At 57.9% G+C, this 22,940-nt stretch carries 25 protein-coding genes; 23 read left to right on the top strand and 2 right to left on the bottom strand.

The features are described 5' to 3' along the window. Positions 1-2: 2 nt before the first annotated feature. The 14 genes from GBK02_RS15520 (at position 3) to ydiK (ending at position 12,322) form a co-directional block, all read left to right on the top strand. Positions 3-923, top strand: a complete 921-nt coding sequence (locus GBK02_RS15520) for a M23 family metallopeptidase (protein ID WP_239003069.1) — start codon at positions 3-5, stop codon at positions 921-923. A gap of 102 nt (positions 924-1,025) precedes the next feature. Continuing rightward, complete coding sequence (gene secA, locus GBK02_RS15515) at positions 1,026-3,737, top strand: preprotein translocase subunit SecA (protein ID WP_203467505.1); 2,712 nt, start codon at positions 1,026-1,028, stop codon at positions 3,735-3,737. A gap of 49 nt (positions 3,738-3,786) precedes the next feature. Beyond that, positions 3,787-5,013, top strand: a complete 1,227-nt coding sequence (argJ, locus tag GBK02_RS15510; RefSeq protein ID WP_203467504.1) for a bifunctional glutamate N-acetyltransferase/amino-acid acetyltransferase ArgJ — start codon at positions 3,787-3,789, stop codon at positions 5,011-5,013. Positions 5,014-5,206: 193 nt separating this feature from the next. Next, on the top strand, positions 5,207-6,430 hold the full coding sequence (locus GBK02_RS15505) for an integrase arm-type DNA-binding domain-containing protein (protein WP_203467503.1): 1,224 nt from the start codon (positions 5,207-5,209) through the stop codon (positions 6,428-6,430). A gap of 14 nt (positions 6,431-6,444) precedes the next feature. Beyond that, positions 6,445-6,846: a hypothetical protein gene (locus GBK02_RS15500; protein ID WP_203467502.1), complete on the top strand. Its 402-nt coding sequence runs from the start codon at positions 6,445-6,447 to the stop codon at positions 6,844-6,846. A gap of 101 nt (positions 6,847-6,947) precedes the next feature. Beyond that, positions 6,948-7,160, top strand: a complete 213-nt coding sequence (locus GBK02_RS15495) for an AlpA family transcriptional regulator (protein ID WP_203467501.1) — start codon at positions 6,948-6,950, stop codon at positions 7,158-7,160. A 6-nt stretch (positions 7,161-7,166) separates the two neighbouring features. After that, positions 7,167-7,511 (top strand): hypothetical protein, encoded by a 345-nt coding sequence (locus GBK02_RS15490; RefSeq protein WP_203467500.1) that lies wholly within the window; start codon positions 7,167-7,169, stop codon positions 7,509-7,511. Further along, positions 7,508-7,930 carry a hypothetical protein gene (locus GBK02_RS15485; RefSeq protein ID WP_203467499.1) on the top strand — a complete coding sequence of 141 codons (423 nt, stop codon included), beginning with the start codon at positions 7,508-7,510 and terminating at the stop codon, positions 7,928-7,930. Before GBK02_RS15490 ends, GBK02_RS15485 begins: the two co-directional genes overlap by 4 nt. After that, positions 7,923-9,428 carry a DUF3987 domain-containing protein gene (locus GBK02_RS15480; RefSeq protein WP_203467498.1) on the top strand — a complete coding sequence of 502 codons (1,506 nt, stop codon included), beginning with the start codon at positions 7,923-7,925 and terminating at the stop codon, positions 9,426-9,428. Before GBK02_RS15485 ends, GBK02_RS15480 begins: the two co-directional genes overlap by 8 nt. 240 nt (positions 9,429-9,668) lie before the next feature. After that, a complete protein-coding gene (locus GBK02_RS15475) occupies positions 9,669-9,854 on the top strand; it encodes a hypothetical protein (RefSeq protein WP_203467497.1) in 186 nt (61 codons plus the stop codon). Then, complete coding sequence (locus GBK02_RS15470) at positions 9,854-10,366, top strand: hypothetical protein (protein WP_203467496.1); 513 nt, start codon at positions 9,854-9,856, stop codon at positions 10,364-10,366. Before GBK02_RS15475 ends, GBK02_RS15470 begins: the two co-directional genes overlap by 1 nt. Before the next feature lie 13 nt (positions 10,367-10,379). Continuing rightward, positions 10,380-10,643, top strand: a complete 264-nt coding sequence (locus GBK02_RS15465) for a hypothetical protein (protein WP_203467495.1) — start codon at positions 10,380-10,382, stop codon at positions 10,641-10,643. Then, a complete protein-coding gene (locus GBK02_RS15460) occupies positions 10,640-10,942 on the top strand; it encodes a hypothetical protein (RefSeq protein ID WP_203467494.1) in 303 nt (100 codons plus the stop codon). Before GBK02_RS15465 ends, GBK02_RS15460 begins: the two co-directional genes overlap by 4 nt. A 306-nt stretch (positions 10,943-11,248) precedes the next feature. Beyond that, positions 11,249-12,322 carry an AI-2E family transporter YdiK gene (ydiK, locus tag GBK02_RS15455; protein WP_203467493.1) on the top strand — a complete coding sequence of 358 codons (1,074 nt, stop codon included), beginning with the start codon at positions 11,249-11,251 and terminating at the stop codon, positions 12,320-12,322. A 5-nt stretch (positions 12,323-12,327) separates the two neighbouring features. On the opposite strand, the gene GBK02_RS15450 is transcribed toward ydiK, so the two are convergent. Beyond that, a complete protein-coding gene (locus GBK02_RS15450; RefSeq protein WP_203467492.1) occupies positions 12,328-12,921 on the bottom strand; it encodes a class I SAM-dependent methyltransferase in 594 nt (197 codons plus the stop codon). Further along, positions 12,918-13,301: a Co2+/Mg2+ efflux protein ApaG gene (apaG, locus tag GBK02_RS15445; protein WP_203467491.1), complete on the bottom strand. Its 384-nt coding sequence runs from the start codon at positions 13,299-13,301 to the stop codon at positions 12,918-12,920. The genes GBK02_RS15450 and apaG overlap by 4 nt, the downstream gene beginning before the upstream one ends. 36 nt (positions 13,302-13,337) lie before the next feature. On the opposite strand from apaG, the gene rpe reads away from it, so the two are divergent. The 9 genes from rpe (at position 13,338) to GBK02_RS15400 (ending at position 22,940) form a co-directional block, all read left to right on the top strand. Beyond that, positions 13,338-14,039 carry a ribulose-phosphate 3-epimerase gene (rpe, locus tag GBK02_RS15440; RefSeq protein WP_203467490.1) on the top strand — a complete coding sequence of 234 codons (702 nt, stop codon included), beginning with the start codon at positions 13,338-13,340 and terminating at the stop codon, positions 14,037-14,039. After that, positions 14,039-14,722: a phosphoglycolate phosphatase gene (locus tag GBK02_RS15435; protein WP_203467489.1), complete on the top strand. Its 684-nt coding sequence runs from the start codon at positions 14,039-14,041 to the stop codon at positions 14,720-14,722. Before rpe ends, GBK02_RS15435 begins: the two co-directional genes overlap by 1 nt. A gap of 122 nt (positions 14,723-14,844) precedes the next feature. Next, positions 14,845-16,320 (top strand): anthranilate synthase component I, encoded by a 1,476-nt coding sequence (trpE, locus tag GBK02_RS15430; RefSeq protein WP_203467488.1) that lies wholly within the window; start codon positions 14,845-14,847, stop codon positions 16,318-16,320. 285 nt (positions 16,321-16,605) lie between these two features. Continuing rightward, entirely contained in the window at positions 16,606-17,505 is a 900-nt protein-coding gene (locus tag GBK02_RS15425) for a glutamate/aspartate ABC transporter substrate-binding protein (protein WP_203467487.1), read from the top strand. 83 nt (positions 17,506-17,588) lie between these two features. After that, on the top strand, positions 17,589-18,653 hold the full coding sequence (locus GBK02_RS15420; protein ID WP_203467486.1) for an asparaginase: 1,065 nt from the start codon (positions 17,589-17,591) through the stop codon (positions 18,651-18,653). A gap of 89 nt (positions 18,654-18,742) precedes the next feature. Beyond that, positions 18,743-19,480 carry an amino acid ABC transporter permease gene (locus GBK02_RS15415; RefSeq protein ID WP_203467485.1) on the top strand — a complete coding sequence of 246 codons (738 nt, stop codon included), beginning with the start codon at positions 18,743-18,745 and terminating at the stop codon, positions 19,478-19,480. A gap of 1 nt (position 19,481) precedes the next feature. Then, the gene (gltK, locus tag GBK02_RS15410; protein WP_203467484.1) at positions 19,482-20,162 is read left to right on the top strand and encodes a glutamate/aspartate ABC transporter permease GltK; all 681 of its coding nucleotides are present in this window, start codon (positions 19,482-19,484) and stop codon (positions 20,160-20,162) included. Between the two features lie 24 nt (positions 20,163-20,186). Then, positions 20,187-20,915, top strand: coding sequence for an amino acid ABC transporter ATP-binding protein (locus tag GBK02_RS15405; protein WP_203467483.1), 729 nt, complete (start codon positions 20,187-20,189; stop codon positions 20,913-20,915). A 111-nt stretch (positions 20,916-21,026) separates the two neighbouring features. Continuing rightward, a complete protein-coding gene (locus tag GBK02_RS15400; RefSeq protein ID WP_239003067.1) occupies positions 21,027-22,940 on the top strand; it encodes an ATP-binding protein in 1,914 nt (637 codons plus the stop codon).

The following is a 22,940-nucleotide window of genomic DNA, read 5'->3' as shown; positions in this document are numbered from 1 at the left end:
CAATGCAGATTATTTTGGTTTCGCGTCATTTGAAAGCAGCGCGAACGATCACCATTATGCCTCGTCATGTCGTTGCGGGGCTGGCTCTCTTTATTTTCCTGGTGGTTCTGACCTCGCTGCTGTTTTCGTGGTTGTCCGTTCATTGGCGTCTGCCGGTGGTTGAAAGACTGATTCTTTCGCTGCAACAGCAAGAAACGCAGAAGACGCAGGATTATCTGAGCAACAACCTGTTGCTCATGGCGACGCGTCTCGGTGAGTTGCAAGCCAAGGTGGTCCAGCTTGATACCCTGGGCGAGCGTCTGGCCGGCGTGGTCGGGATCAAGCTCGACGTGGTGCCACCGCGAAAACCGTCGGGTGCAGGCGGTCCCTACGTGCCTGCCCCGATGACGGCTGCCGAGTTGCAGCGGGAAATCGACCGACTGGCGGGAAATGTCGAGCATAGCGCCGACGACCTTTCTGTTCTGGAATCACGCTTGCTCGAAAAGCGCGTCAAGGAGCGCCTGTTGCCGACGACACTGCCGGTCAAGAATGCAGCTTATGGCTCGCCGTTTGGCCATCGTAGTGATCCGATTGCCGGCTTGCGTGCCATGCACGAAGGGATAGATTTCAATGCCGAAATCGGTACGCCGGTTGTCGTCGCTGCCGATGGCGTCGTTCTTTCGGCCGCCTACCATGCTGAATTCGGTAATCTGGTCGAGGTCGACCATGGCGAAGGGCTGGTTTCTCGTTATGCTCATCTTTCCCGGGTCGATGTGCCGGCCGGCAAGCTGGTCCGTCGCGGCGAGCAGCTGGGGGCGGTCGGCAATACGGGGCGCTCGACGGGCGCCCATCTGCACTTCGAGGTGCGCATGCTGGGGGTAGCCCAGAATCCGGCACTTTTCCTCAAGCAGGGGAGTGAGTTCGCACAACTCAAACGGCGTTGAGCGGCTTATTCTAAACCCTTGATTTAGGTCGTCATCGTCATGCCGGGGGAGCGTGCTAGAATCCGCGCTTTGCCGCACCCCGCGCAACCACATTTCATCGCGATGATATCCGGCCTACTCAAAAAGATTTTCGGCAGCCGCAACGATCGGCTCGTTAAACAATATTCCCAGACCGTCAAGCGTATCAACGCGCTTGAGCCTTCGCTCGAAGCACTGAGCGACGAGCAGCTGCGGGTGAAAACGGACGAGTTCCGTCAGCGCCACGCCAACGGTGAATCGCTCGACGACCTGTTGCCCGAGGCTTTTGCCGTGGTCCGCGAGGCCGGCAAGCGGGAACTGGGCATGCGTCACTTCGACGTCCAGATGATTGGCGGCATGGTGCTGCATTACGGCAAGATCGCCGAAATGCGTACCGGTGAAGGCAAGACGTTGGTCGGCACGCTGCCGGCCTACCTCAATGCCATTTCCGGCAAGGGCGTGCACGTCATTACGGTCAACGACTACCTGGCCAGCCGCGATGCGGAGTGGATGGGACGTCTGCACCGCTTCCTCGGCCTGAGCGTCGGCGTCAACCTGTCGCAGATGGATCACGAGGCCAAGCAGGCAGCCTACGCAGCCGACATCACCTACGGCACGAACAACGAATTCGGTTTCGACTACCTGCGCGACAACATGGTGTACACGCCGGGCGAACGCGTTCAGCGTCAGCTGAATTTCGCGATTGTCGACGAAGTGGATTCCATCCTGATCGACGAAGCGCGTACGCCGCTGATCATTTCCGGCCAGGCTGAAGATCACACCGATCTTTATCTACGGATGAAGGATGTCGTGCCGAAATTGACCCGCGCTGCCGAAGAAAAGGCCGAAGGCGATTACTGGGTCGACGAGAAGGGCCATCAGGTCCATCTTTCCGAAGCCGGTTACGAGCATGCCGAGCAGTTGCTGGCTGAACACGGCCTGCTGGCTGAAGGCGCCAGCCTCTATGACGCGGCCAACATCACGCTGATGCATCACCTGAATGCAGCGTTGCGTGGCCTGACGCTGTTCCACAAGGATCAGCATTACGTTGTGCAGAATGGCGAAATCATCATCGTCGACGAGTTCACCGGTCGCCTGATGGCCGGTCGTCGCTGGTCCGATGGCCTGCACCAAGCGGTCGAAGCCAAGGAAGGCGTCCAGATCCAGTCGGAAAACCAGACGCTGGCCTCGATCACTTTCCAGAATTATTTCCGGATGTACGGCCGCCTGTCCGGCATGACCGGCACGGCCGATACCGAAGCCTACGAATTCCACCAGATCTACGGTCTGGAGACGGTTGTCATTCCGCCGCATCGTCCGATGGTGCGCAAGGACATGAACGACCTGGTCTACAAGACCGCAGACGAAAAACACGCGGCAATCATTGCCGATATCAAGGATTGTGCCAAACGCGGCCAGCCGGTGCTGGTCGGCACGACCTCGATCGAAGCCTCCGAGTTGCTTTCCAGCCTGCTCGACAAGGAAGGCTTGGCGCACAACGTGCTCAATGCCAAGCAGCATGCCCGCGAAGCGGAAATCGTCATTGAAGCCGGTCGACCGGGGGTGATCACGATTGCCACCAACATGGCCGGTCGGGGTACCGACATTGTGCTGGGCGGCAGCATCGAAAAGGCAACCTCGGCGATCAAGCATGACGAATCGCTGCCCGAAGCCGAGCGCGAAGCCCGCATTGCAGCAATGCGCGCCGAATGGCAGAAGTCGCACGATCAGGTGCTGGCTTCCGGTGGTCTGCACATCATTGGTTCCGAGCGTCACGAATCGCGCCGGATCGACAACCAGCTGCGCGGCCGTGCCGGTCGCCAGGGCGATGCCGGTTCTTCTCGCTTCTACCTGTCGCTCGACGACCCCTTGTTGCGCATCTTTGCCGGCGAGCGCCTGCGCGCCATCATGGACAAGCTGAAAATGCCGGAAGGCGAAGCGATCGAGCATCCGCTCGTCACCCGTTCGCTCGAGTCGGCTCAGCGCAAGGTCGAAGCCCGTAACTTCGACATTCGCAAGCAGTTGCTCGAATACGACGACGTTTCCAACGACCAGCGCAAGGTGATCTACCAGCAGCGTAACGAGCTGCTCGAAACCGAGGATATTTCCGAGACGATTACCGCCATGCGCCACAGCGTGATCGGCGATATTTTCCGGACCTATGTGCCGGCCGAGTCGGTTGAGGAACAATGGGACATGGAAGGCCTGGAGCGTGCGCTGGCGGCCGAGTTGCTGATCGTCGCACCGGTCGCCGCATGGTTCAAGAGCGAGCCGACCTTGTCCGACGAAGAGATTCTGGCCCGCATCACTCTGGAGGCCGATCAGGCTTACCAGGCCAAGATCGATCTGGTCGGCAACAACTCTTTCCAGCAATTCGAGCGCAATGTGATGTTGCAGAGCCTCGATACGCACTGGCGCGAGCACCTGGCGGCCCTCGATCACCTGCGCCAGGGCATCCACCTGCGCGGCTATGCCCAGAAGAATCCGAAGCAGGAATACAAACGCGAAGCTTTCGAGCTTTTCGAAGGCCTGCTCGACCTGATTCGCAAGGAAGTGACCCGCGTTCTCTTTACCGTACAGATTCGCTCGCAGGAAGACGTCGAGGAAACGGCGCCGCATGCCGATGTCCAGAACGTCCAATACCAGCATGCCGGTTATGATGAGGCTCTGGAAGGTTCGACCGACGAGGCGGCGGTTCCCGCGCCATCGGATGCCGGCCCGAAGGTTGGCCGAAACGACCCTTGTCCTTGCGGTAGCGGTAAAAAATACAAACATTGCCACGGAAAACTGTCCTGACCCCCCCAAGGCACCCACGCGGTGCCTTGATGCTTTTGGAGCCACGAGAATGCCAGTCAATTACAGCACGCCATCTGCCGATCAACTTTTTCCCGTGCCGGGCGTTCGTCTCGGCGTTGCCGAAGCCGAAATTCGCAAGAAAAATCGCCGCGATCTGACGCTGGTTGCGTTGGATGCAGGGTGTTCTGTGGCTGGCGTGTTCACGCAAAACCGCTTTTGTGCTGCGCCGGTCCAGCTTTGCCGCAACCATCTGGCCGGTGGCAAGGAAATTCGTGCGCTGGTGATCAATACCGGTATCGCCAACGCTGGTACCGGCGAGCCGGGTCGTCAGGCGGCGCAGGAAACCTGCGAAGCCGTAGGGGCCATTCTTGGCATCGCCGCCGACCAGGTGCTGCCATTTTCGACCGGCGTCATTCTCGAACTGCTTCCGGTTGAGCGCATCAAGGCCGGTTTGCCGGCGGCGCAGGCCGATCTGAAGGCGGACAACTGGTACAACGCTGCGCACGGCATCATGACGACCGACACCATTGCCAAGGCAGCCTCGCGTGTTGTCACGGTCAACGGTAAAAAAGTGACCATTTCCGGTGTCTCCAAGGGCGCCGGCATGATCAAGCCGAATATGGCGACGATGCTCGGTTTTGTCGCCACCGATGCCGGCATTGCCCAGCCGTTGCTCGACGAGCTGGTCAAGGAAGCGGCCGATGCGTCGTTCAACTGCATCACGGTCGATGGCGATACCTCGACCAACGACTCCTTCGTGATGATCGCTTCCGGTCAGTCCGGCGCCAGTTTCAAATCGACCGGCGATGCCGGTTGGGCCGAGATCAAGGCGGCGCTGATCGCTGTTTCCGTCGAGTTGGCCCAGGCCATCGTGCGCGATGGCGAAGGCGCCACCAAGTTCATTACCGTCGCCGTCGAAGGTGGCAAGGATGTCGAAGAGTGCCGCAAGGTCGGTTACGCCATCGGTCATTCGCCGCTGGTCAAGACGGCCTTCTTTGCCTCCGACCCGAATCTCGGCCGCATCCTGGCGGCTATCGGTTACGCCGGGATTGCCGATCTCGACGTCGATGGCGTCAAGGTCTGGCTGGATGACGTGCTGGTCGCCGAAAAAGGTGGACGTGCCGCCGCCTACAAGGAAGAGGATGGCGCACGCGTGATGGCCCAGGCGGAAATCACGGTGCGGGTTGATCTCGGTCGGGGCGCTGCGCAGGCCAAGGTCTATACCTGCGACTTCTCCTACGACTACGTCAAGATCAACGCCGACTACCGTAGCTAGTAAAACGCTAGTTCCGGCGTGTTCCGGAATATTCCTTGAAACCCGCATTATTGCGGGTTTTTTTACGCCTGTGTGTTCCGGGGTGTTCCATTGACTTCCGATTAAAAAGCGGGTATAAAAGCGGGTATGTACTGGCTTTTCTTGTGGCTCGAAAGCGGGTACAGAGATTTATACCCATAGGAAGGTGCGAAAAATGCTCACAGATACCGCTGTAAAGAACGCTCAGTCAAGGGAAAAGCTCTACCGAATGGCTGATATGCATGGGCTGTGTTTGGAGGTCAAACCGAACGGCGCGAAGGCTTGGCGCTATCGCTACCGAATCGGTGGCAAGGAAAATATGTACGCCATCGGCACCTATCCGGAAATGAGCCTGAAAGAAGCGCGTCTCGTTCGTAATGATGCGGAGGCGATGGTCAAAAAAGGGATTCACCCCAGCCGACAGAGGCAGCTGGATCGAATCGTCAGAGCGAACGAGTTAAACGATACGTTCGAAGGTGTGGCGCGAGAATGGATGCTGTCGAACGCGTCTGAATGGTCGGCAGGGTACGCCGCAAATGTTCAGAGACGATTAGAGGCTGACGCATTCCCATCGCTGGGCAAGTTGCCGGTAAAGGATATTAAGCCGGCGCACGTACTCGACACCTTGAAGAAGGTAGCAAAAAGAAGCCCGACACAGGCCAAGCTATTGCAAACGTGGATCGGTGGCGCATTCCGCTTTGCGGTCGTAAATCTTAGGCGTGATGATGATCCTTGCTTCCCTTTGCGCCGCTCGATTAAGACCCCGACACAGGTTCGTCATCATGCGATCTTGAAAACGGAAAAGCAGATAGGTGACTTCCTGCGAGCGGTGAATGGTGCTGTTGGTGAATATTCGACAAAAGCAGCCGTGATGCTGATGTGGTTCACCGTTTGCCGTGTGAATGAGGTTGTTGGTGCAAGGTGGGGGGAAATCGATTTTGATCAAAAGATATGGGCAATACCTGGCGAGCGGATGAAGGGCAAGCAAGACCACGTTGTTCCATTGTCCGATTCCGCGATTGATGTTCTCAAATCAATGCAGCCGCTTTCTGGCTCGCTTGAGTTCGTCTTTCCACACAGATCAGATCGAAAGAAGAGCATGTCCCCTGAGGCCATCCGAGATCTGTTTCGACGGGCTGGATACGAAGGCAAATTTACGCCGCACGGTATCCGTGGAACTTTCTCGACAGCGGCGAACGGTGCGAAATTGGAGAACGGTGAAGACTTCCGCAGTGAAGCGATTGAGCTTTGCTTGGCGCACCAAGAGCGCAACAAAATTCGTGCTGCATACAATCACGCGAAGTTAATCACGGAGCGGTTTGAGTTGCTTACTTGGTGGGCGGGTATGCTTAATGAATGTATGGCTGGTGGTGATGTTATTGCAATGCGGAGGGCTTGATTGTGGGAAAAACAATGCTCGAAAAGTTAAATGGCAGTAATGCTGAGGCGCTTGAGTTACTTGCGACGGCTGGGGTTCATTTGATCGAGCAGAGGCCATTGCCGCCAGAGGTGATGAAGTGGCTGGGGTACGGTTTGCTTGCTCTTTGTCGTGGTGAAGGTAGAAACGTGGCTTTTGGTGTGGCCGATATAAAGAGCCCCTCAAATAAGAATGCGTGGCGCTGGGCTATGGTCGAGCGGTTCAGGAAAACGGAAGGTCTTTCAAAGGACGATGCTGTCGCAAAGGTTGCCCTGATTGAGCTAAATAGAGACTTCCCTGACCGTAAAAACGATGATGCTCTACAGGTGGAGGGTGTTAAAAAATCTTGGAGTATTCAAAATAAGATTCAAAAGGGTTTTGCACAGAGAATTAAATAGTGACGGATAGTGCAATGCTATCCGTCTTCTTCTGTTTTTGGTGATTCCGAGAAAATCCAATACATGCCGTTACTTCACGGCAACGTTCAAGGTGTTCTCAAATGAAAAACCAAGTAAATTCTGCATTAAATATCCTGCGCCGTAAGCAGGTCGAAGCCCGTACCGGGTTGTCCCGCTCAACAATCTACGCTCATATGCGTACCGGAGATTTCCCGGCTTGTATTCGACTTGGTGCTAAATCAGTCGGTTGGATTGAAGGGGAAATAAATCAATGGCTAGTTGCCCAGATTGAAAACAGTCGGAAGGCTGCATAAGGGCGAATGATGATAACCAAAAATAAAGGCCGCACCGAGTCGGCACAGCCCCAAAAGAATTCACACCGCAATTCTACCGCAAACAAAGCATTGTCGCAGTTGCCTATCCTAATTGATCTCAACGTGAAGGCTCACGGCGATAAGGCGACATACTCGCAATTGATTGCAGACCTTCGCAAGACTGGATTTATTCGACGTCAAATTGAGGCAGCAATTGATAAATACGTAGCCGATGGGAATGGATTTTTTGTAATCCATCAATTCATGGGTTGTGAGTACGTCGGAATGTACGCTTATTCTCACCTTCGGCAACGCCTTGAAATCTGGCGAAACTACGAGGTGGCGAAATGATTGCCGACAACCTCATTTCAAAACTTGATAAGGTGCGCCGCACCGGGCCGGGAAAGTGGCAAGCCTGCTGCCCCTCACATGAAGACCGAGGGCCGAGCCTGAGCATTGCCGAAGGCGATGATGGCCGCGTTTTGGTGCATTGCTTCGCCGGGTGCTCGGTGCATGAGATTGTTGCCGCCGTGGGCATGGACATTGCCGACCTGTTTCCCCCGCGAGAGAGCACCGGAAAATCACAGCGCCGCCCATTTCCTGCTGCTGACGTGCTGCGAGCAATCGGCCATGAAGCCCTTGTGGTGGCCGCTGCTGCACGAATCATAGCGAATGATGGACAGCTTTCATCCTGCGACCTTGTGCGCGTAATAGAGGCAGCCAGCCGCATTCAGGCAGGCGTTACCGCAGCGGGGTTGCATCATGCATGAAATTGAACGCTCACTGAGCACCCTCGACAACCTGGCTGAGGAAATGCTAACCACCCTCGAATGGACGATGCCGGTTGATGTATTCGCCGAACAGCCGGTGCCGCCATTGCCATTGGACTGCCTGCCTGCACCATTTGCCAAATACGCAAATGAATGCAGCGCTGCATCTGGGTTCGACGTAGGTGGATACAGCCTGCTGACGCTAATCAGCGCGTGCAATCATATTGACCACCGGGCCAGAATGGAGATTGCACCGGGCTTTGAGGTTCCAGCGTTCGCATGGTTGGGCCTTGTGGCCAAGTCTGGCGCTGGGAAGTCTCCGATTATGAAAGCCTCTCGACGCTTCGCTGAGGCAATCAATGCTGAGATGCTTAAATCGTCGCAGAGCACCCAAGCCGAACACGCGGCAGGCAATCGAGATACCCGCCCACGGTGGCGACAGCGCCACGCTGACGACACGACGACCGAGGCACTGGCAAAGCTGCTGATTGACAACCCCGAAGGCGTGAATTTGTTCCACGATGAAATCACTCGCTTTATCGGACAGCTTGATGCTTACGGCAACGCGGGGGGCGGCAAAGATCGTGGCGTTTTCCTGCAAGCGTTTGATGGTGGCAGCGTAACCGTCAATCGAGCCAAGGCTGCGCCGATGTTTATCGAGCAGTTCTCAGTGGGCATTATCGCCGGGATGCAACCTGATGTGCTGGCTGATCTGTTTCGTAAAACAGGTGGCGGTGCCGATGGCCTTTATCAGCGTTTCCTCGTTTATCAAATTTCGCCCCCGAATATTGTTAATTATGAATCAACGCATGGCTTGCTGACCGCAGCAACGATTCAGAATATATTCAGCCGAATTCAGGAATGGAACGATGCCGGTATATTCACTGAGCAAAAGGCGAAGTTGGCCCCGGATGCACGTAAAGGCCACGCCGACTATCTCAACCAAATACGGATTATCACGGCACGCACGCCAGCAAAACGGCTCGCCGAACATCTCGATAAGTTTCCGGGCTTTCTTGGCCGGCTGGCATTCGGTCTGCACTGCGTAGAATGCGCCGTAAATGGCGAATACTTAGCCGAGGTAAGCATTGATACCTTTGAGCGAGCCAAACGCATTCTGCGCGTTTTGTATAGGCATTCTGAGGCTGTTTATCTAATCCTCGACCGAGGCGCTGGCGACGTGCTGCATCTTGTCCGGTCTGCTGCCGAAGCAATCCTGAGTAAAGGCTGGGAACGCTTCCAGCGTGGCGACCTGACGCGATATGCAACAGACTGGCGAGGCCGGAGCGATCAAACGCCGGAAGCTGCACTAGACCTGCTAATCGAACTGGGATGGCTTGCAGATATTACCGAGAACCAGCCCGGCAAACGCGGCAGGAAATCAGACGGCAAATTCCTTGTGAATCCGCAAGCGCACTTGATGTTCAGCGAACATGCCGAACGGATTACACGGGAGCGCGCCGAACGCTTCGAGGCAATCAAAGCACTGGCGGCATAGAGTTATCCACAGGAAGGCTAATTAATTGAAATTGTTGTATGTGTGTATGAGATAAAAAGTTTATATATAGGTATTACACTTTTACTCTCATACGCACATACAACTAATTCAACAATTAAAAATGCCATTCAAAATCGGCAATTTGCGCTCAATGCCGCCTGTTAATTTGCCATTCTAATAAATGATATAATCAGTTAAACGCTGACAAATGGCGTAAATTAACCACCAAAGGAAAATTAAATGAATAATCAAAATAGTAAAACCGGCCTTCTGGCTGGAAAGTCTTACGGCTGGGATACGCTTGCCGAAGCCCAGCGAGATTTTGAAATTGCAAGGCAAGGCAGCAGCTACGCATCAAAACAACGCACGATTCAGATGATTGAGAAGATCAACGCTGAGCGCGAGCGCAATATGGGGATCAAATAATGAGTATCGAAAACTTGAAAAAATCCCATGCTAGTGCAATGCACGCTTGCCAATTGGCAGAACAGCAACTTGAACAAGCCCGGCACGTTTGGAAGCAGCGCATCGCTAACGGCGCTGGCGATGACGAGCTAGACCGCTTGGAAATCGACCGCCTGAAGCTGGAACGAAACATCGAGCGACTGCGAGTAAAGGAGCAGCAAGCCTATACGGCTATCGCTGAGGCCGAGGCAGCCGATATGGCGAAGTGTAAGAAGCAGGCAGCCGACCACTTCCAGAGAACGCACGCCAGCATGGCCGCGCTTATCGAGGACGTGCAACAAGCAGCAGAAAGCTATGCCGCAGCCGTGAGCAAGATCGAGGCGATGCAGCAACCCTATTTCGATGCTGGCTTTACCGCACAACAGTTGAATGCAAAGCCTGTCGTTACGGCCCTGCGTATTCCTTTCGATCTGCAAGGCGTGGCGAAACGTGCCGTTAATCTACCGGCGCAGTTGAACGCGCGGTTCAACTGACGGGGGCGGTTAAATGGCGACCTTTGACCAACATGGCAACGTCGTAGAAGCCGAATCTACGGGCATTGATACCTCACCCCCTACCCGAATGCGATTGCCTCTCAAAACGGCAGAAAATGTGCGTGTAGAACTCGCTCGCCTTTACCGTGAAGGCAAAGCCGGGAAGCGATCTGTTGCCGATGTTTCACGGCTGGCGAATGTGCTGCAAATTCTTGGCCGGATGATCGAAACCAGCGACCTTGAACAGCGTATTGAAATGCTGGAGGCTGCACGATGAGCCGCACGCTATCGAAACGACTGGCAGCGATTGAGGCCGAACATCGGCCGGAAGATAACAAAAAGATGGTTACCTGCCTGCCGGTATCGGACTGGGCCAAGGCCGAAGGCGAAGAAGTTGCTCCCGGAGTTTGGTATCAAACTGATCTTCACTATGGGCGACCTGCCATTCACTATTCCGATGCCGACAGCTTGCGCGAGTGGCTGGCGAAGCGCCCTGATCTACACGGCCCGATTTATGAAGTAATTACGCCACAGGAATTCGACGAAATCCGAGCAAACCTCGAAGCGCAATGCTGACAAACTGATTTTCGGAAAGCCCAGCCGGTTAGTGGCTCGAAGTAACCCCGGCAGCGCAAGCGCGGTTTTCCTCTCGCGTGATTGTGCCGAAGCCCTAGCTAATGCTGGGGCTTTCGTTACGAAAGCCTATCCTTAGAACGATAGGCTTTTGCTTTTGGTATGTAAAATGACTTCATACAAAAATGGGCAGCGAATAGGAAAGCGGGTATATGTGCGGGTATTTGTCAAAATTGGCATCTAATAAATCGTCATTAAATCAGTGTGTTGAGTTAATCAACGCCGACTACCGTAGCTGATCAAACGCCCATGGCCACCGACATCCGCCGTGATCTGGCCCGCAATACGCTGGCCATTCTCTGCATTCTGGGGTTGATCGGTCTGTCGCTGTGGGTGTTGCGCCCTTTTCTGGCCGCCACGGTCTGGGCGACGATGATTGTTGTTGCAACCTGGCCGGTGTTCAAGTCGCTTGAGCAGCGCCTTGGCAATCGACGTCTGCCGGCGATTGTCCTGATGTCGCTCGGTATGCTGCTTCTGCTGATTTTGCCGTTGTGGCTGGCGATCGATACCATTTCCGGGCATTCAGCACAGTTGACCGCAGCAGGTCGGGCGCTGGCCGAAAATGGCTTGCCTTTGCCGCCGGACTGGGTGGCCGGCTTGCCCTTGTTTGGTGAAAAGCTGGCAAGCGCCTGGCGTCAGCTAGCCGCGGCCGGCACCGCCGGCATCATGACGGAAGTCATGCCCTATGCCGCCGATACCGGCAAGTGGGTACTCGCTCAGGTGGGTGGCCTCGGCGGCATGCTGATCCAGTTCCTGCTGGTCGTGACTATCGCGGCCATTCTCTATGCCGGTGGTGAGAGTGCGGCCCGCATGGTGCTGCGTTTCGGTCGCCGGCTGGCCGGGGAGCGTGGCAAAAACTCGATCATTCTCGCTGGACAGGCGATTCGCGGCGTGGCGCTGGGGGTTGGTGTCACGGCCATTGTCCAGACGGTGCTCGGTGGTCTGGGTCTGGCGATTGCCGGCGTGCCGTTCGCCTCCTTGCTTTCGGCCTTGATGCTGATGTTCTGTATCGCCCAGGTCGGTCCGATGCTGGTCCTGCTACCGGCGGTTGGCTGGATGTACTGGACCGGCGATACCGGCTGGGCGACTGCCTTGCTGGTCTGGAGCCTGATCGTCGGTACGCTGGACAACTTTCTGCGTCCGATGCTGATCAAGCGTGGCGCCGATTTGCCGCTGTTGCTGATCTTTGCCGGCGTGATTGGCGGCATGCTGAGCTTCGGCCTGATCGGTATTTTCGTTGGTCCGGTGGCGCTGGCGGTGACCTATACCTTGCTGCTTGCCTGGATCGAGGATGCGCTGGGCAAGGACGAAGTCGAGGGCTGAGCGTTTCAGATCCGACGCAGCCGGATCATCCTGAACCAGCCGCCGGCCAGTGCCGCTTCGTCGCTCTCAAGTCTGAATTCCGGCCTGGCATCGAGCAAACTTTCAAAGACCACATCGAGTCGTGTAGCAATGCGCCGCATCAGCGGGTTGGCCATCCGACGCAGCAGGGCGTTTTGGCCGCGACGCAGAAATTTGTCGAAAATCAGCACGCTGCCGCCCGGCCGAACGACCCGGGCGATTTCCGCCAGACAGTCGGCCGGTTCCGGCACGACGGCCAGGATCAGGTGCAGTACTGCCGCATCAAAACTGTGATCGGCAAAGGGCAGGCGCTGGGCGTCGCCCAGTGTCGCAGCATAGTCGCGATGAGCACCGCGCGGCAGGCTGCGGCGCAGCATTGCATGATTCAGGTCCAGCCCGATGTATTGATGGGCGGCGGGCAGGTGCGGCAGGTCGAGCCCGGTGCCAACCCCCGCCAGCAGAATCCGACCCGGCGTCGGTGGCAGTGCAGCAAGACTGCGTTGCCGGGCGCCCTGCGTGGCGCGGATCAGTAGCGCGTCGTAAAACGGCGCGATCAACGTATAGCTGTGCTTCAGGCTCAATGCAGTACGCGCGGTGTGGCGAGTACGAATTCGGGAATCTCGGCCTCGAAATGGGTGCCGTCCTCGGCGACCATCTGGTAAGTCCCCTTCATCGTCCCCAGCGGCGTCGGCATTGCCGTTCCACTGGTGTATTCGAAACTTTCACCCGGCTTGAGCAGCGGCTGTTTGCCGATGACGCCCAGGCCCCGGACCTCCTGCACCTCGTTGTTGGCGTCGGTAATGATCCAGTGGCGTGAGATCAGTTGTGCCGCAACTTCGCCGACATTGGTGATGGTGATGGTGTAGGTGAAAATGTAGCGGTCGTTGTCCGGGTCAGACTGTTCCGGAATGAATTGCGGCACAGGATGAATCGTGATTCGGTACTTGTTGGCGTTGGGCATGGGATAATTTCGTCTGTTTTTGTTTAGGGAAGTACCATGTCTGCCAAAGATTTCGTGATCGCACCGAGCATTCTGTCCGCCAATTTCGCCAAACTGGGCGAGGAAGTGGCCAACGTCATCGCCTCGGGGGCGGACTGGATTCACTTTGACGTGATGGACAACCATTACGTTCCCAACCTGACCATCGGGCCGCTGGTTTGCGAGGCAATTCGCCCGTGTACCGCAGCACCGATCGACGTGCATCTGATGGTCAAACCGGTTGATCGCATCATCCCCGATTTTGCCAAGGCTGGGGCCAATATCATTACCTTTCACCCGGAAGCCTCCGATCACGTCGACCGCAGCCTGTCGCTGATTCGTGATGCCGGTTGTCAGGGCGGCCTGGTTTTCAACCCGGCAACACCGCTCGATTACATGGATTACGTGCTCGACAAGATCGACGTCATCCTGCTGATGAGCGTCAATCCCGGTTTTGGTGGGCAGAAATTCATTCCCGGCACGCTGGCCAAGGCACGTCAGGCGCGGGCCAAGCTCGACGCCTACGAGAAGGAAAGCGGCCGTCGCATCCGTCTGGAAATCGACGGTGGCGTCAATGTCACGAATATCGCCGAAATCGCTCGTGCCGGCGTCGATGCCTTCGTCGCCGGTTCGGCCGTCTATGGTGCCGGCAAGGACAGCGACCCGCATCGCTACGACACGATCATCGGCGCGCTGCGCAGCGAACTGGGCAAGGTCTGATGCATTTCCAGTCGGTTACCTTCGATCTCGACGGTACGCTGCTCGATACCATCGCCGACCTGGCCGAAGGCTGCCGGCTGATGCTGGAGGAAATCGGTGCGCCGCCGCGTACGCTGGCCGAAGTGCACAGCTTTGTCGGCAAGGGCATGGCTGTGCTCGTCGAACGCTGCCTGACGCATGGCGGGCAGGCACCGTCGGATGCGCAGATACAGGCGGCGATCGAGTCCTTCAAGAAGCACTATGCTGCGGTCAACGGTCGTTTGACCCGGATTTACCCCGGCGTCAGCGAAGGTCTTGAAGTTTGGAAGGCGAGCGGCCTGAAGCTCGGCATCGTGACCAACAAACCGGCGATGTTCACCGAAGCACTGCTTGAGCATGTCGGCATGCGGCATTACTTCGAGGTCGTCGTTTCCGGCGATACGACGGCGCACAAGAAACCGCATCCGGAACCGATCCTGCACGCCTGCCGCCAGATGGGCATCGAGCCGCGCTTCAATTTGCATATTGGCGACTCAAAAAACGACATCGAAGCCGCCCGCGCCGCCGGTTGCCCGGCCTACGCCGTCCCCTACGGCTACAACGAGGGGGAGCCGGTGGACAGCGCCGATTGCGATGCGCTAGTATCCGACCTGCTCGCCGCCTACCGGCAAGCCCTTACTTTCAAAGACCTCCATCACAAATGACGACTCTGCAATTCTGGAACGATTGGCATGGTTGGCGTCGCTGGCGCCCCTGATCTCCTTTCGCGCGCCGATCCGGCGCAATGCACCAGAACGCAGCACCCTGTCATTTCCGAGGCTTCCCCATGACTGAAACCGAATTCAATTCGCTTGCCGCGCAAGGCTACAACCGCATTCCTGTCACGCTGGAAACGTTTGCCGACCTTGATACGCCGCTTTCCATCTACCTCAAGCTGGCCAACGGCCCTTACACCTATCTGCTGGAGTCGGTGCAGGGGGGCGAACGCTTCGGGCGCTATTCGATCATCGGCCTGGCTTCGCCGACGCGCATCGTCGTGCATGGTCACCAGGTGCTGGTATTGACCGGCAACCGCATTGCCGAGCGTGAGGACGACACCAATCCGCTCGAATTCATCGGAAAGTTCATGGAGCGTTTCCGTGCCGCACCGCAAGCCGGACTGCCGCGCTTCTGCGGCGGTCTGGTCGGTTGCTTCGGCTACGATACGGTGCGCTACGTCGAGACGCGCCTGACCCGGACCCAAAAGCCGGGCGATCTGGGAACGCCGGATATCGGCCTGCTGCTATCGGAGGAAATCGCCGTCGTCGATAACCTCTCGGGCAAGCTGACGCTGGTTGTCTTTGCCGAACCGGGCTTTCCCGGTGCTTACCAGAAAGCACGTTCGCGGCTGAAAGAGCTGCTCGCCAAACTGCGCACGCCGGTCACCATCCCGAGTGAGCAGCCGGTCCAATCCGAGGCAGCAGTCTCTGTTTTCGGCGAGGCCGCGTTCAAGAAGGCCGTCCTCAAGGCCAAGGAATACATTACCGAAGGCGACGTGATGCAGGTCGTCCTGTCGCAGCGCATGACCAAGCCGTTCCACGCCAGTCCGCTGGCGCTGTACCGCACCCTGCGCAGCCTCAACCCGTCGCCCTATATGTTCTACTTCGATTTCGAGGATTTCCATGTCGTCGGCGCATCGCCTGAGATTCTGGTCCGTCTCGAAGGCGAGCGCGTCACTGTCCGGCCGATTGCCGGGACGCGTAAACGCGGCGCATCGCCGGAAGAAGATGCCGCACTGGCCACCGAGTTGCTGGCCGATGAGAAGGAACGCGCCGAACACACCCAGTTGCTCGACCTCGGGCGCAACGACTGCGGCCGTGTCGCACGCATCGGCAGCGTCAAACTGACCGAGAACATGCTGGTCGAGCGTTACTCGCATGTGATGCACATCGTCTCCAACGTCGAAGGCCGCCTGCAACCGGGGCTGGATGCACTCGACGTGCTCAAGGCGACCTTCCCGGCCGGTACCGTGTCCGGTGCGCCGAAAGTGCGGGCGATGGAAATCATCGACGAACTCGAACCGGTCAAGCGCGGTATTTATGCCGGTGCAGTCGGCTATCTTGGTTTCCATGGCGACATGGATCTGGCAATTGCGATCCGTACCGCCGTGGTCAAGGACAAGCAGCTGCACGTTCAGGCTGGTGCCGGTATCGTCGCCGATTCGGATCCGAATTCCGAATGGCAGGAAACGCAGAACAAGGCGCGTGCCGTGCTGCGCGCCGCCGAACTGGCCGAGCAGGGGCTGGATACCCGGATCGACTGAGTATTGCTCGGCAAACCAGCAAAAAGCCGCCCCGATTTGGGCGGCTTTTTTGTGTCGACCGCGGCACTCGGCAAGTCTGGTGGCCCAAGGAAAGTGACGGATTTCCGATGGCTCGCCTGGCCAGCTGTCGGAAATCCGACGCCTATGCTGCCGGCGTGCTTTTAATCCCGTTTTAAATCAATGGCTTGTTCTTTGTTTTTTGTTGCGTTTGGGGTGGCACGCCTCCTGCGTAGTGATAGGTGTCGTCGCCGGCCTCCGGCCTCTTCATTTAACAGGAGACAATTCATGAAACGTATCGCTTTTGTTGCTGCTTTTGCTACCGCTTTCGGCGCGGCTGCCACCCTGCCGGCCCATGCCCAGGAATCCGCGACCCTGAAAAAAATCAAGGACACCGGCAGCATCACGCTGGGTCATCGTGAATCGTCGATTCCTTTTTCCTATTACGACGACAAGCAGCAAGTCATCGGCTACTCGCACGAGTTGATGCTCAAGGTCGTTGATGGCGTCAAGGCTGAGTTGAAGCTGGCCAAGCTCGATACCAAGCTGATGCCGGTGACCTCGGCCAACCGCATCACGCTGATCCAGAATGGCACGGTCGACATCGAATGTGGCTCGACAACCAACAATACCGAGCGCCAGAAGCAAGTCGGTTTCTCGACCAGCATCTTTGTCATCGGGACCAAGCTGATGGCCAAGAAGACCGCCGGGATCAACGATTTTGCCGATCTGGCCGGCAAGAACGTGGTGACCACCGCCGGCACGACGTCCGAGCGCCTGATCCGCAAGATGAACGAAGACAAGCAGATGAAGATGAACATCATCTCCGCCAAGGATCACGGCGAAGCCTTCCTGACGCTGGAAACCGGCCGTGCCGTTGCCTTCATGATGGATGACGCACTGCTTTACGGTGAAATGGCCAAGGCCAAGCGCCCGGCTGATTGGGTGGTGGTCGGTACCGCACAATCCAAGGAAGCCTACGGCTGCATGCTGCGCAAGGAAGATCCGGCTTTCAAGAAGGTGGTTGATGCTGCGCTGAGCAAAGCGATGACCTCCGGCGAAGCCGACAAGATCTACAGCAAGTGGTTCATGAACCCGATTCCGCCGAAGGGCCTGAATCTTGAGATGCCGATGTCGGACGACATGAAGGCACTGTTCAAGGCACCGAACGACAAGGCTTACGAATAAGCCGGACGGCCTTGTGAACGGCCGGCACCGCGTGTGAGGGCCGGCCGTTCATTTCCCTACAGAGATACCCCAGGAGTATTGTCATGCTGAATCGTTTTCTTTCCCGCTGCCTGCTGGTTGCCGCAGCCTGTGTTGCTGCCGTTCCTGCTTTCGCCGCCAAGCCCAATGTCGTGATTCTTGCGACCGGTGGAACCATCGCTGGGGCCGGCGCGGATGCCGCCAAAAGCGCGACCTATCAGGCGGCCAAGGTGCCGGTCGACAAATTGATCGCCGGTATTCCGACCCTGGCCGATGTGGCCGAGGTGCGTGGCGAACAGGTTTTTCAGATTGCCTCCGAAAGCTTTACCAACGAGCATCTGGTCACGCTGGGCAAGCGTGTCGCCGCACTGGCCAAGCAAGGCGATGTCGACGGCATCGTTGTGACCCATGGCACCGATACCCTGGAGGAAACGGCCTATTTCCTGAATCTGGTGGTGCGGACCGACAAGCCTATCGTCGTCGTCGGGTCGATGCGTCCGGGCACGGCGATGTCGGCTGACGGCCTGCTCAACCTGTTCAATGCCGTTGGCGTCGCTGCCAGTAAGGATGCCCGTAGCAAGGGTGTCATCGTTGCGATGAACGACGAACTGAACAGCGGTCGCGATGTGTCCAAAATGATCAATATCCAGACCGGTGCATTCAAGAGCCCGTGGGGTCCGCTCGGCATGGTGGTCGAAGGCAAGAACTACTGGTTCCGCCTGCCGGCCAAGCGCCACACCGCCAATTCCGAGTTCGATATCGAAAAAATCGACGCCCTGGCGCCGGTCGAGATTGCCTACGGTTACGGCAATACCACCGACACGGCCTATCGTGCTTTTGCCGACAAGGGTGCCAAGGCCATCATTCATGCCGGTACCGGCAATGGTTCGGTGAGCAACCGGGTTGTACCGGCCTTGCGTGAATTGCGCGGCAAGGGCGTGCAGATCATCCGTTCTTCGCACGTCAATGCCGGCGGCTTTGTGTTGCGCAATGCCGAACAGCCGGATGACCAGTACGACTGGGTCGTGGCGCACGATCTCAATCCGCAGAAGGCACGCATCCTGGCGGCGGTGGCGCTGACTAAAACGAATGACAGCAAGGAATTGCAGCGTATTTTCTGGGAGTACTGAGCAGGTCACAAGGCGGTGCCGGGCTGACTCGGTACCGTCCAGAGCAATATGTCCGGCCTTGAGGCCGGCGATCAATGAGGGATTCAACGATGAATTACCAATGGAACTGGGGCGTTTTCCTGCAGCCAAGTGCGAGCGGTGATGACACCTATCTCGGCTGGATGCTGGCCGGCTTCAAAATGACCATCACGCTGTCGTTGACCGCGTGGGTCCTGGCCTTGCTGCTCGGTGCGCTGGTCGGGGTGCTGCGCACCGTGCCGAACAAAGTGTTGGCTGGTCTGGCGACTGCCTACGTCGAGCTTTTTCGCAACATTCCGCTGCTCGTCCAGCTGTTCATCTGGTATTTCGTCTTGCCCGAATTGTTGCCGACCGCGATTGGCGATGCCTACAAGCAGTCGAATCCGGTCTTCCAGCAGTTCCTCGCGGCCATGGTCTGCCTGGGGTTGTTCACCAGCGCCCGCGTCGCCGAGCAGATTCGCTCCGGCATCAATTCGCTGCCCAAGGGGCAGAAGAATGCCGGTCTGGCACTCGGCTTCACGCTGCCGCAAACCTATCGTTTCGTGATGTTGCCGATGGCCTTCCGCCTGGTCGTTCCGCCGCTGACCTCCGAGTTCCTCAATATCTTCAAGAATTCCGCCGTCTGTTCGACCATCGGTCTGCTTGAACTGGCTGCCCAGGGGCGCCAACTGGTCGATTACACGGCGCAGCCCTACGAATCCTTCATCGCGGTGACCATCGCCTATGTGCTGATCAACGTGACCGTGATGTTCCTGATGCGCAAGGTCGAGCACCGCATTGCCGTGCCTGGCTATATCGGAGGCAAATAACATGTACGAATTCGACTGGTCTTCGATTCCCGGCGCCTTGCCCTTCCTCTGGGACGGCATGAAGATTTCGCTGGAAATCACCGCGCTCGCCGTGGTCATCGGCATCGTCTGGGGCACCTTGCTGGCCATGATGCGCCTGTCGCCGATCAAGGCGGTTTCCTTGTTCGCCGCCGGCTATGTCAATCTGTTCCGCGCCGTGCCGCTGGTCATGGTGCTGCTCTGGTTCTTCCTGATCGTGCCCAAGGCGCTTGAGCAACTGTTCGGCTTGCCGAGCGGCACCGACATGCGCCTGACCTCGGCCATGATCGGCTTTGCGCTGTTCGAGGCGGCCTACTACTCCGAAATCATCCGGGCCGGCATCCAGAGCGTGCCGAAGGGTCAGATCGGCGCTTCCTACGCGCTCGGCATGACTTACAGCCAGGCGATGCGCCTGGTGATCCTGCCGCAGGCTTTCCGCAACATGGTGCCGCTGCTCCTGACGCAAGGGATCATCCTCTTCCAGGACACCTCGCTGGTTTATGTCTCGGCATTGGCCGACTTCTTCGGCGCCGCCTACAAGGTGGGCGATCGCGACGGTCGACTGGTTGAAATGCTGCTTTTTGCCGGCCTCATCTATTTCGTTATCTGCTTCTCCGCTTCGCAGCTCGTGAAGCGTCTCCAGAAAAAATATCATCCGGCCTGACGGCCCGCCTCAAGGAGTCATTCCATGATCAAGATTGCAAATGTCAGCAAGAATTACGGTGCCTTCGATGTCCTCAAGGATTGCAGCACCACGGTCAACAAGGGCGAAGTGGTCGTTGTCTGCGGCCCGTCCGGCTCGGGCAAGTCGACGCTGATCAAGTGCGTCAACGGTCTCGAACCGTTCCAGTCCGGTGAAATCATCGTCAACGGCACCTCGGTTGGCGATCCGAAAACCAATCTGTCCAAGCTGCGCTCCCACGTCGGCATGGTGTTCCAACACTTCGAACTCTTTCCGCACATGAGCATTACCGAGAATCTGGCCATTGCCCAGATCAAGGTGCTCAAGCGCAGCAAGGAAGAAGCGATGGACAAGGGGCTCAAGCTGCTCGACCGCGTTGGCCTCAAGGCGCATGCCCACAAGTTCCCCGGCCAGTTGTCCGGCGGCCAGCAGCAGCGCGTGGCGATTGCCCGGGCACTGGCGATGGACCCGATCTGCATGTTGTTCGACGAGCCGACCTCGGCGCTCGACCCGGAAATGATCAACGAAGTGCTCGACGTGATGACCGAGCTGGCGCAGGAAGGCATGACCATGATGTGCGTGACGCACGAAATGGGCTTCGCCAAGCGTGTCGCGCATCGCGTGATCTTCATGGATCACGGCCGTATCGTCGAAGACGACAGCAAGGATGCCTTCTTCGCCAACCCGCGCTCCGAACGCGCCCAGCAGTTCCTCGCCAAGATCCTGCAGCACTGATCATGGCCGCCGCGACCCGATTTGTTCCGGTCGCGGCAATCATCGCGGTCAACCGCGTTTCCGGGCAAAAATCCACGGTTACAATGACGCCTTCCGATGGCCGCCCATTCCATGACTGATTCCCCGCCGAGCATTCCGGTCAGCCTGCAGCGGCCGCACCGCGCCCTGGGCGTGGCGGCGATGCTGGTTCTGTTCCTGCTGACCGCCTTGCTGGCTTATCAAACCTCCGAACGTCAGGGGTTTCGCCAGATGCGCGACGAAGCCAGCCACCAGCTCGATGTGCTGGCGGCGGCGATCGATAGCGAAGTTACCCGGCACGCGTCGATTCCCAGCGCCGTCGAGCTGAACCCCGAAGTGCTCGCCCTGTTGCGTGCGCCGGAGGAAAAGCAGGATGTGCTGCAGCCGGCGGCCAATCGTTTCCTCCAGAAACTCAATGACCATCTCGGTGGCCCGGCGATTTTCGTGCTCGATACGCGCGGCCGCGTGGTCGCGTCGAGCGACTGGATTTTTTCACGCAACATGCTCGATGCCGACCTGTCCTACATGCCTTTCTTCAAGGGCGCGGTGGCCGGCATGCCGGAGCGGCATTACGCGGTCGACAACGTACGCAATGAAGTCGGCTATTACTTCGCCTTGCCGATTCGCGATGAACTGAATGACTGGAAGGTGATCGGCATTGCCGTCGTCAAATCCGGCCTGCGCGAACTTGAGCGTCGCTGGCTGGCGCAGGAGGCGCCGGCGCTGATCGTCGACAACAACGGCATCGTCCTGCTCGCTTCGCCGCCGGAATGGCGCTATGCCACGATCCAGCCCAAGTCGCCCGAGGTGCTGGCCAAGGTCAGTCGCGAGCAGTTCGCCGGTCAGGCGTTGGGAACGACCTCGCTCGATATTGCGATCGATGCTGCCCAGGAGGGGACGGTAGTTCGTCTTTCAAAACACTTGAAACCGGATAGCGGCCCGCTGCAGGGGGCGCGTTCCTATCTGGCGCTGAGTCGCCATCTGCCCGGCACGGCCTGGCGCATCGTGGTGTTTTCGGATTTGCGCCCGGTAATGATCCAGGCCTCGACGCATGCTGCGCTGGCCACGGCGGCCAGCGGCTGCCTGCTGCTCTGGCTGCTTTATCTCAATCAGCGACGGCGCTTGCAGCGCGGGCGGGAAGAGGCGCAAGCCATGCTTGAGCAGGCCAACCAGGAGCTGGAACGTAATGTCGAGGCGCGTACCGCCGATCTTTCCGACGCCGTGACGCGGCTGCAGCGCGAGGTGGCCGAACGTCAGCGGGCCGAGCAAACCCTGCGTGCCGCGCAGGACGAACTGGTCCAGGCCGGCAAGCTCGCCGTGCTCGGCCAGATGGCGACCGGCATCACGCACGAGCTCAGCCAGCCGCTCGGGGCGATTCGCACCTTGTCGGCCAATGCCGTCGAGTTCATGCATCGCGGCGATATGGCGACGGCCGAAAAGAACCTCGGCATCGTCGGACAACTGACCGAACAGATGGGTGGCATCATTACCCCGCTCAAGACCTTTGCCCGCAAATCACCGGCCGTGCCGGCGGCGGTGGATGTGCGGCAAGCCGTCGACAGCGCGCTTTTCTTGTTCGAGCAGCGCCTGCGTAAGCAGAATGTCGCGGTCGACCGCCAATTTGGCCCGGATTCATGGATCGCCTGGTGCGACCAGAATCGTTTGCAGCAGGTGCTGGTCAACCTGATCGGCAATGCGATCGACGCGATGGCCGACGAGCCGGAACGACGCCTCAGCTTCTCGGTCGAGCGCGCCTCTTCCGGGCAGTTGGCGCTGGCCGTCAGTGACAGCGGCAGCGGTTTTACCGAAGCGGCGCTCGAGCATTTGTTCGAACCATTTTTCACAACCAAGCAACCCGGCGAAGGGCTGGGCCTCGGGCTGGCCATTTCGCGCGATATCCTGCGCGACTTCGGGGGCGATTTAATGGCTGGTCCGGCACCCGGCGGCGGGGCGCGCTTTGTCGTTCTGCTGCCGGCCTTTTCCGGCGATTCTGTGGCTGAGGAATAA

Source organism: Dechloromonas sp. TW-R-39-2 (assembly GCF_016864195.1).
Lineage (GTDB): Bacteria > Pseudomonadota > Gammaproteobacteria > Burkholderiales > Rhodocyclaceae > Azonexus.
This window is presented reverse-complemented; position numbering and strand designations above follow the sequence as displayed.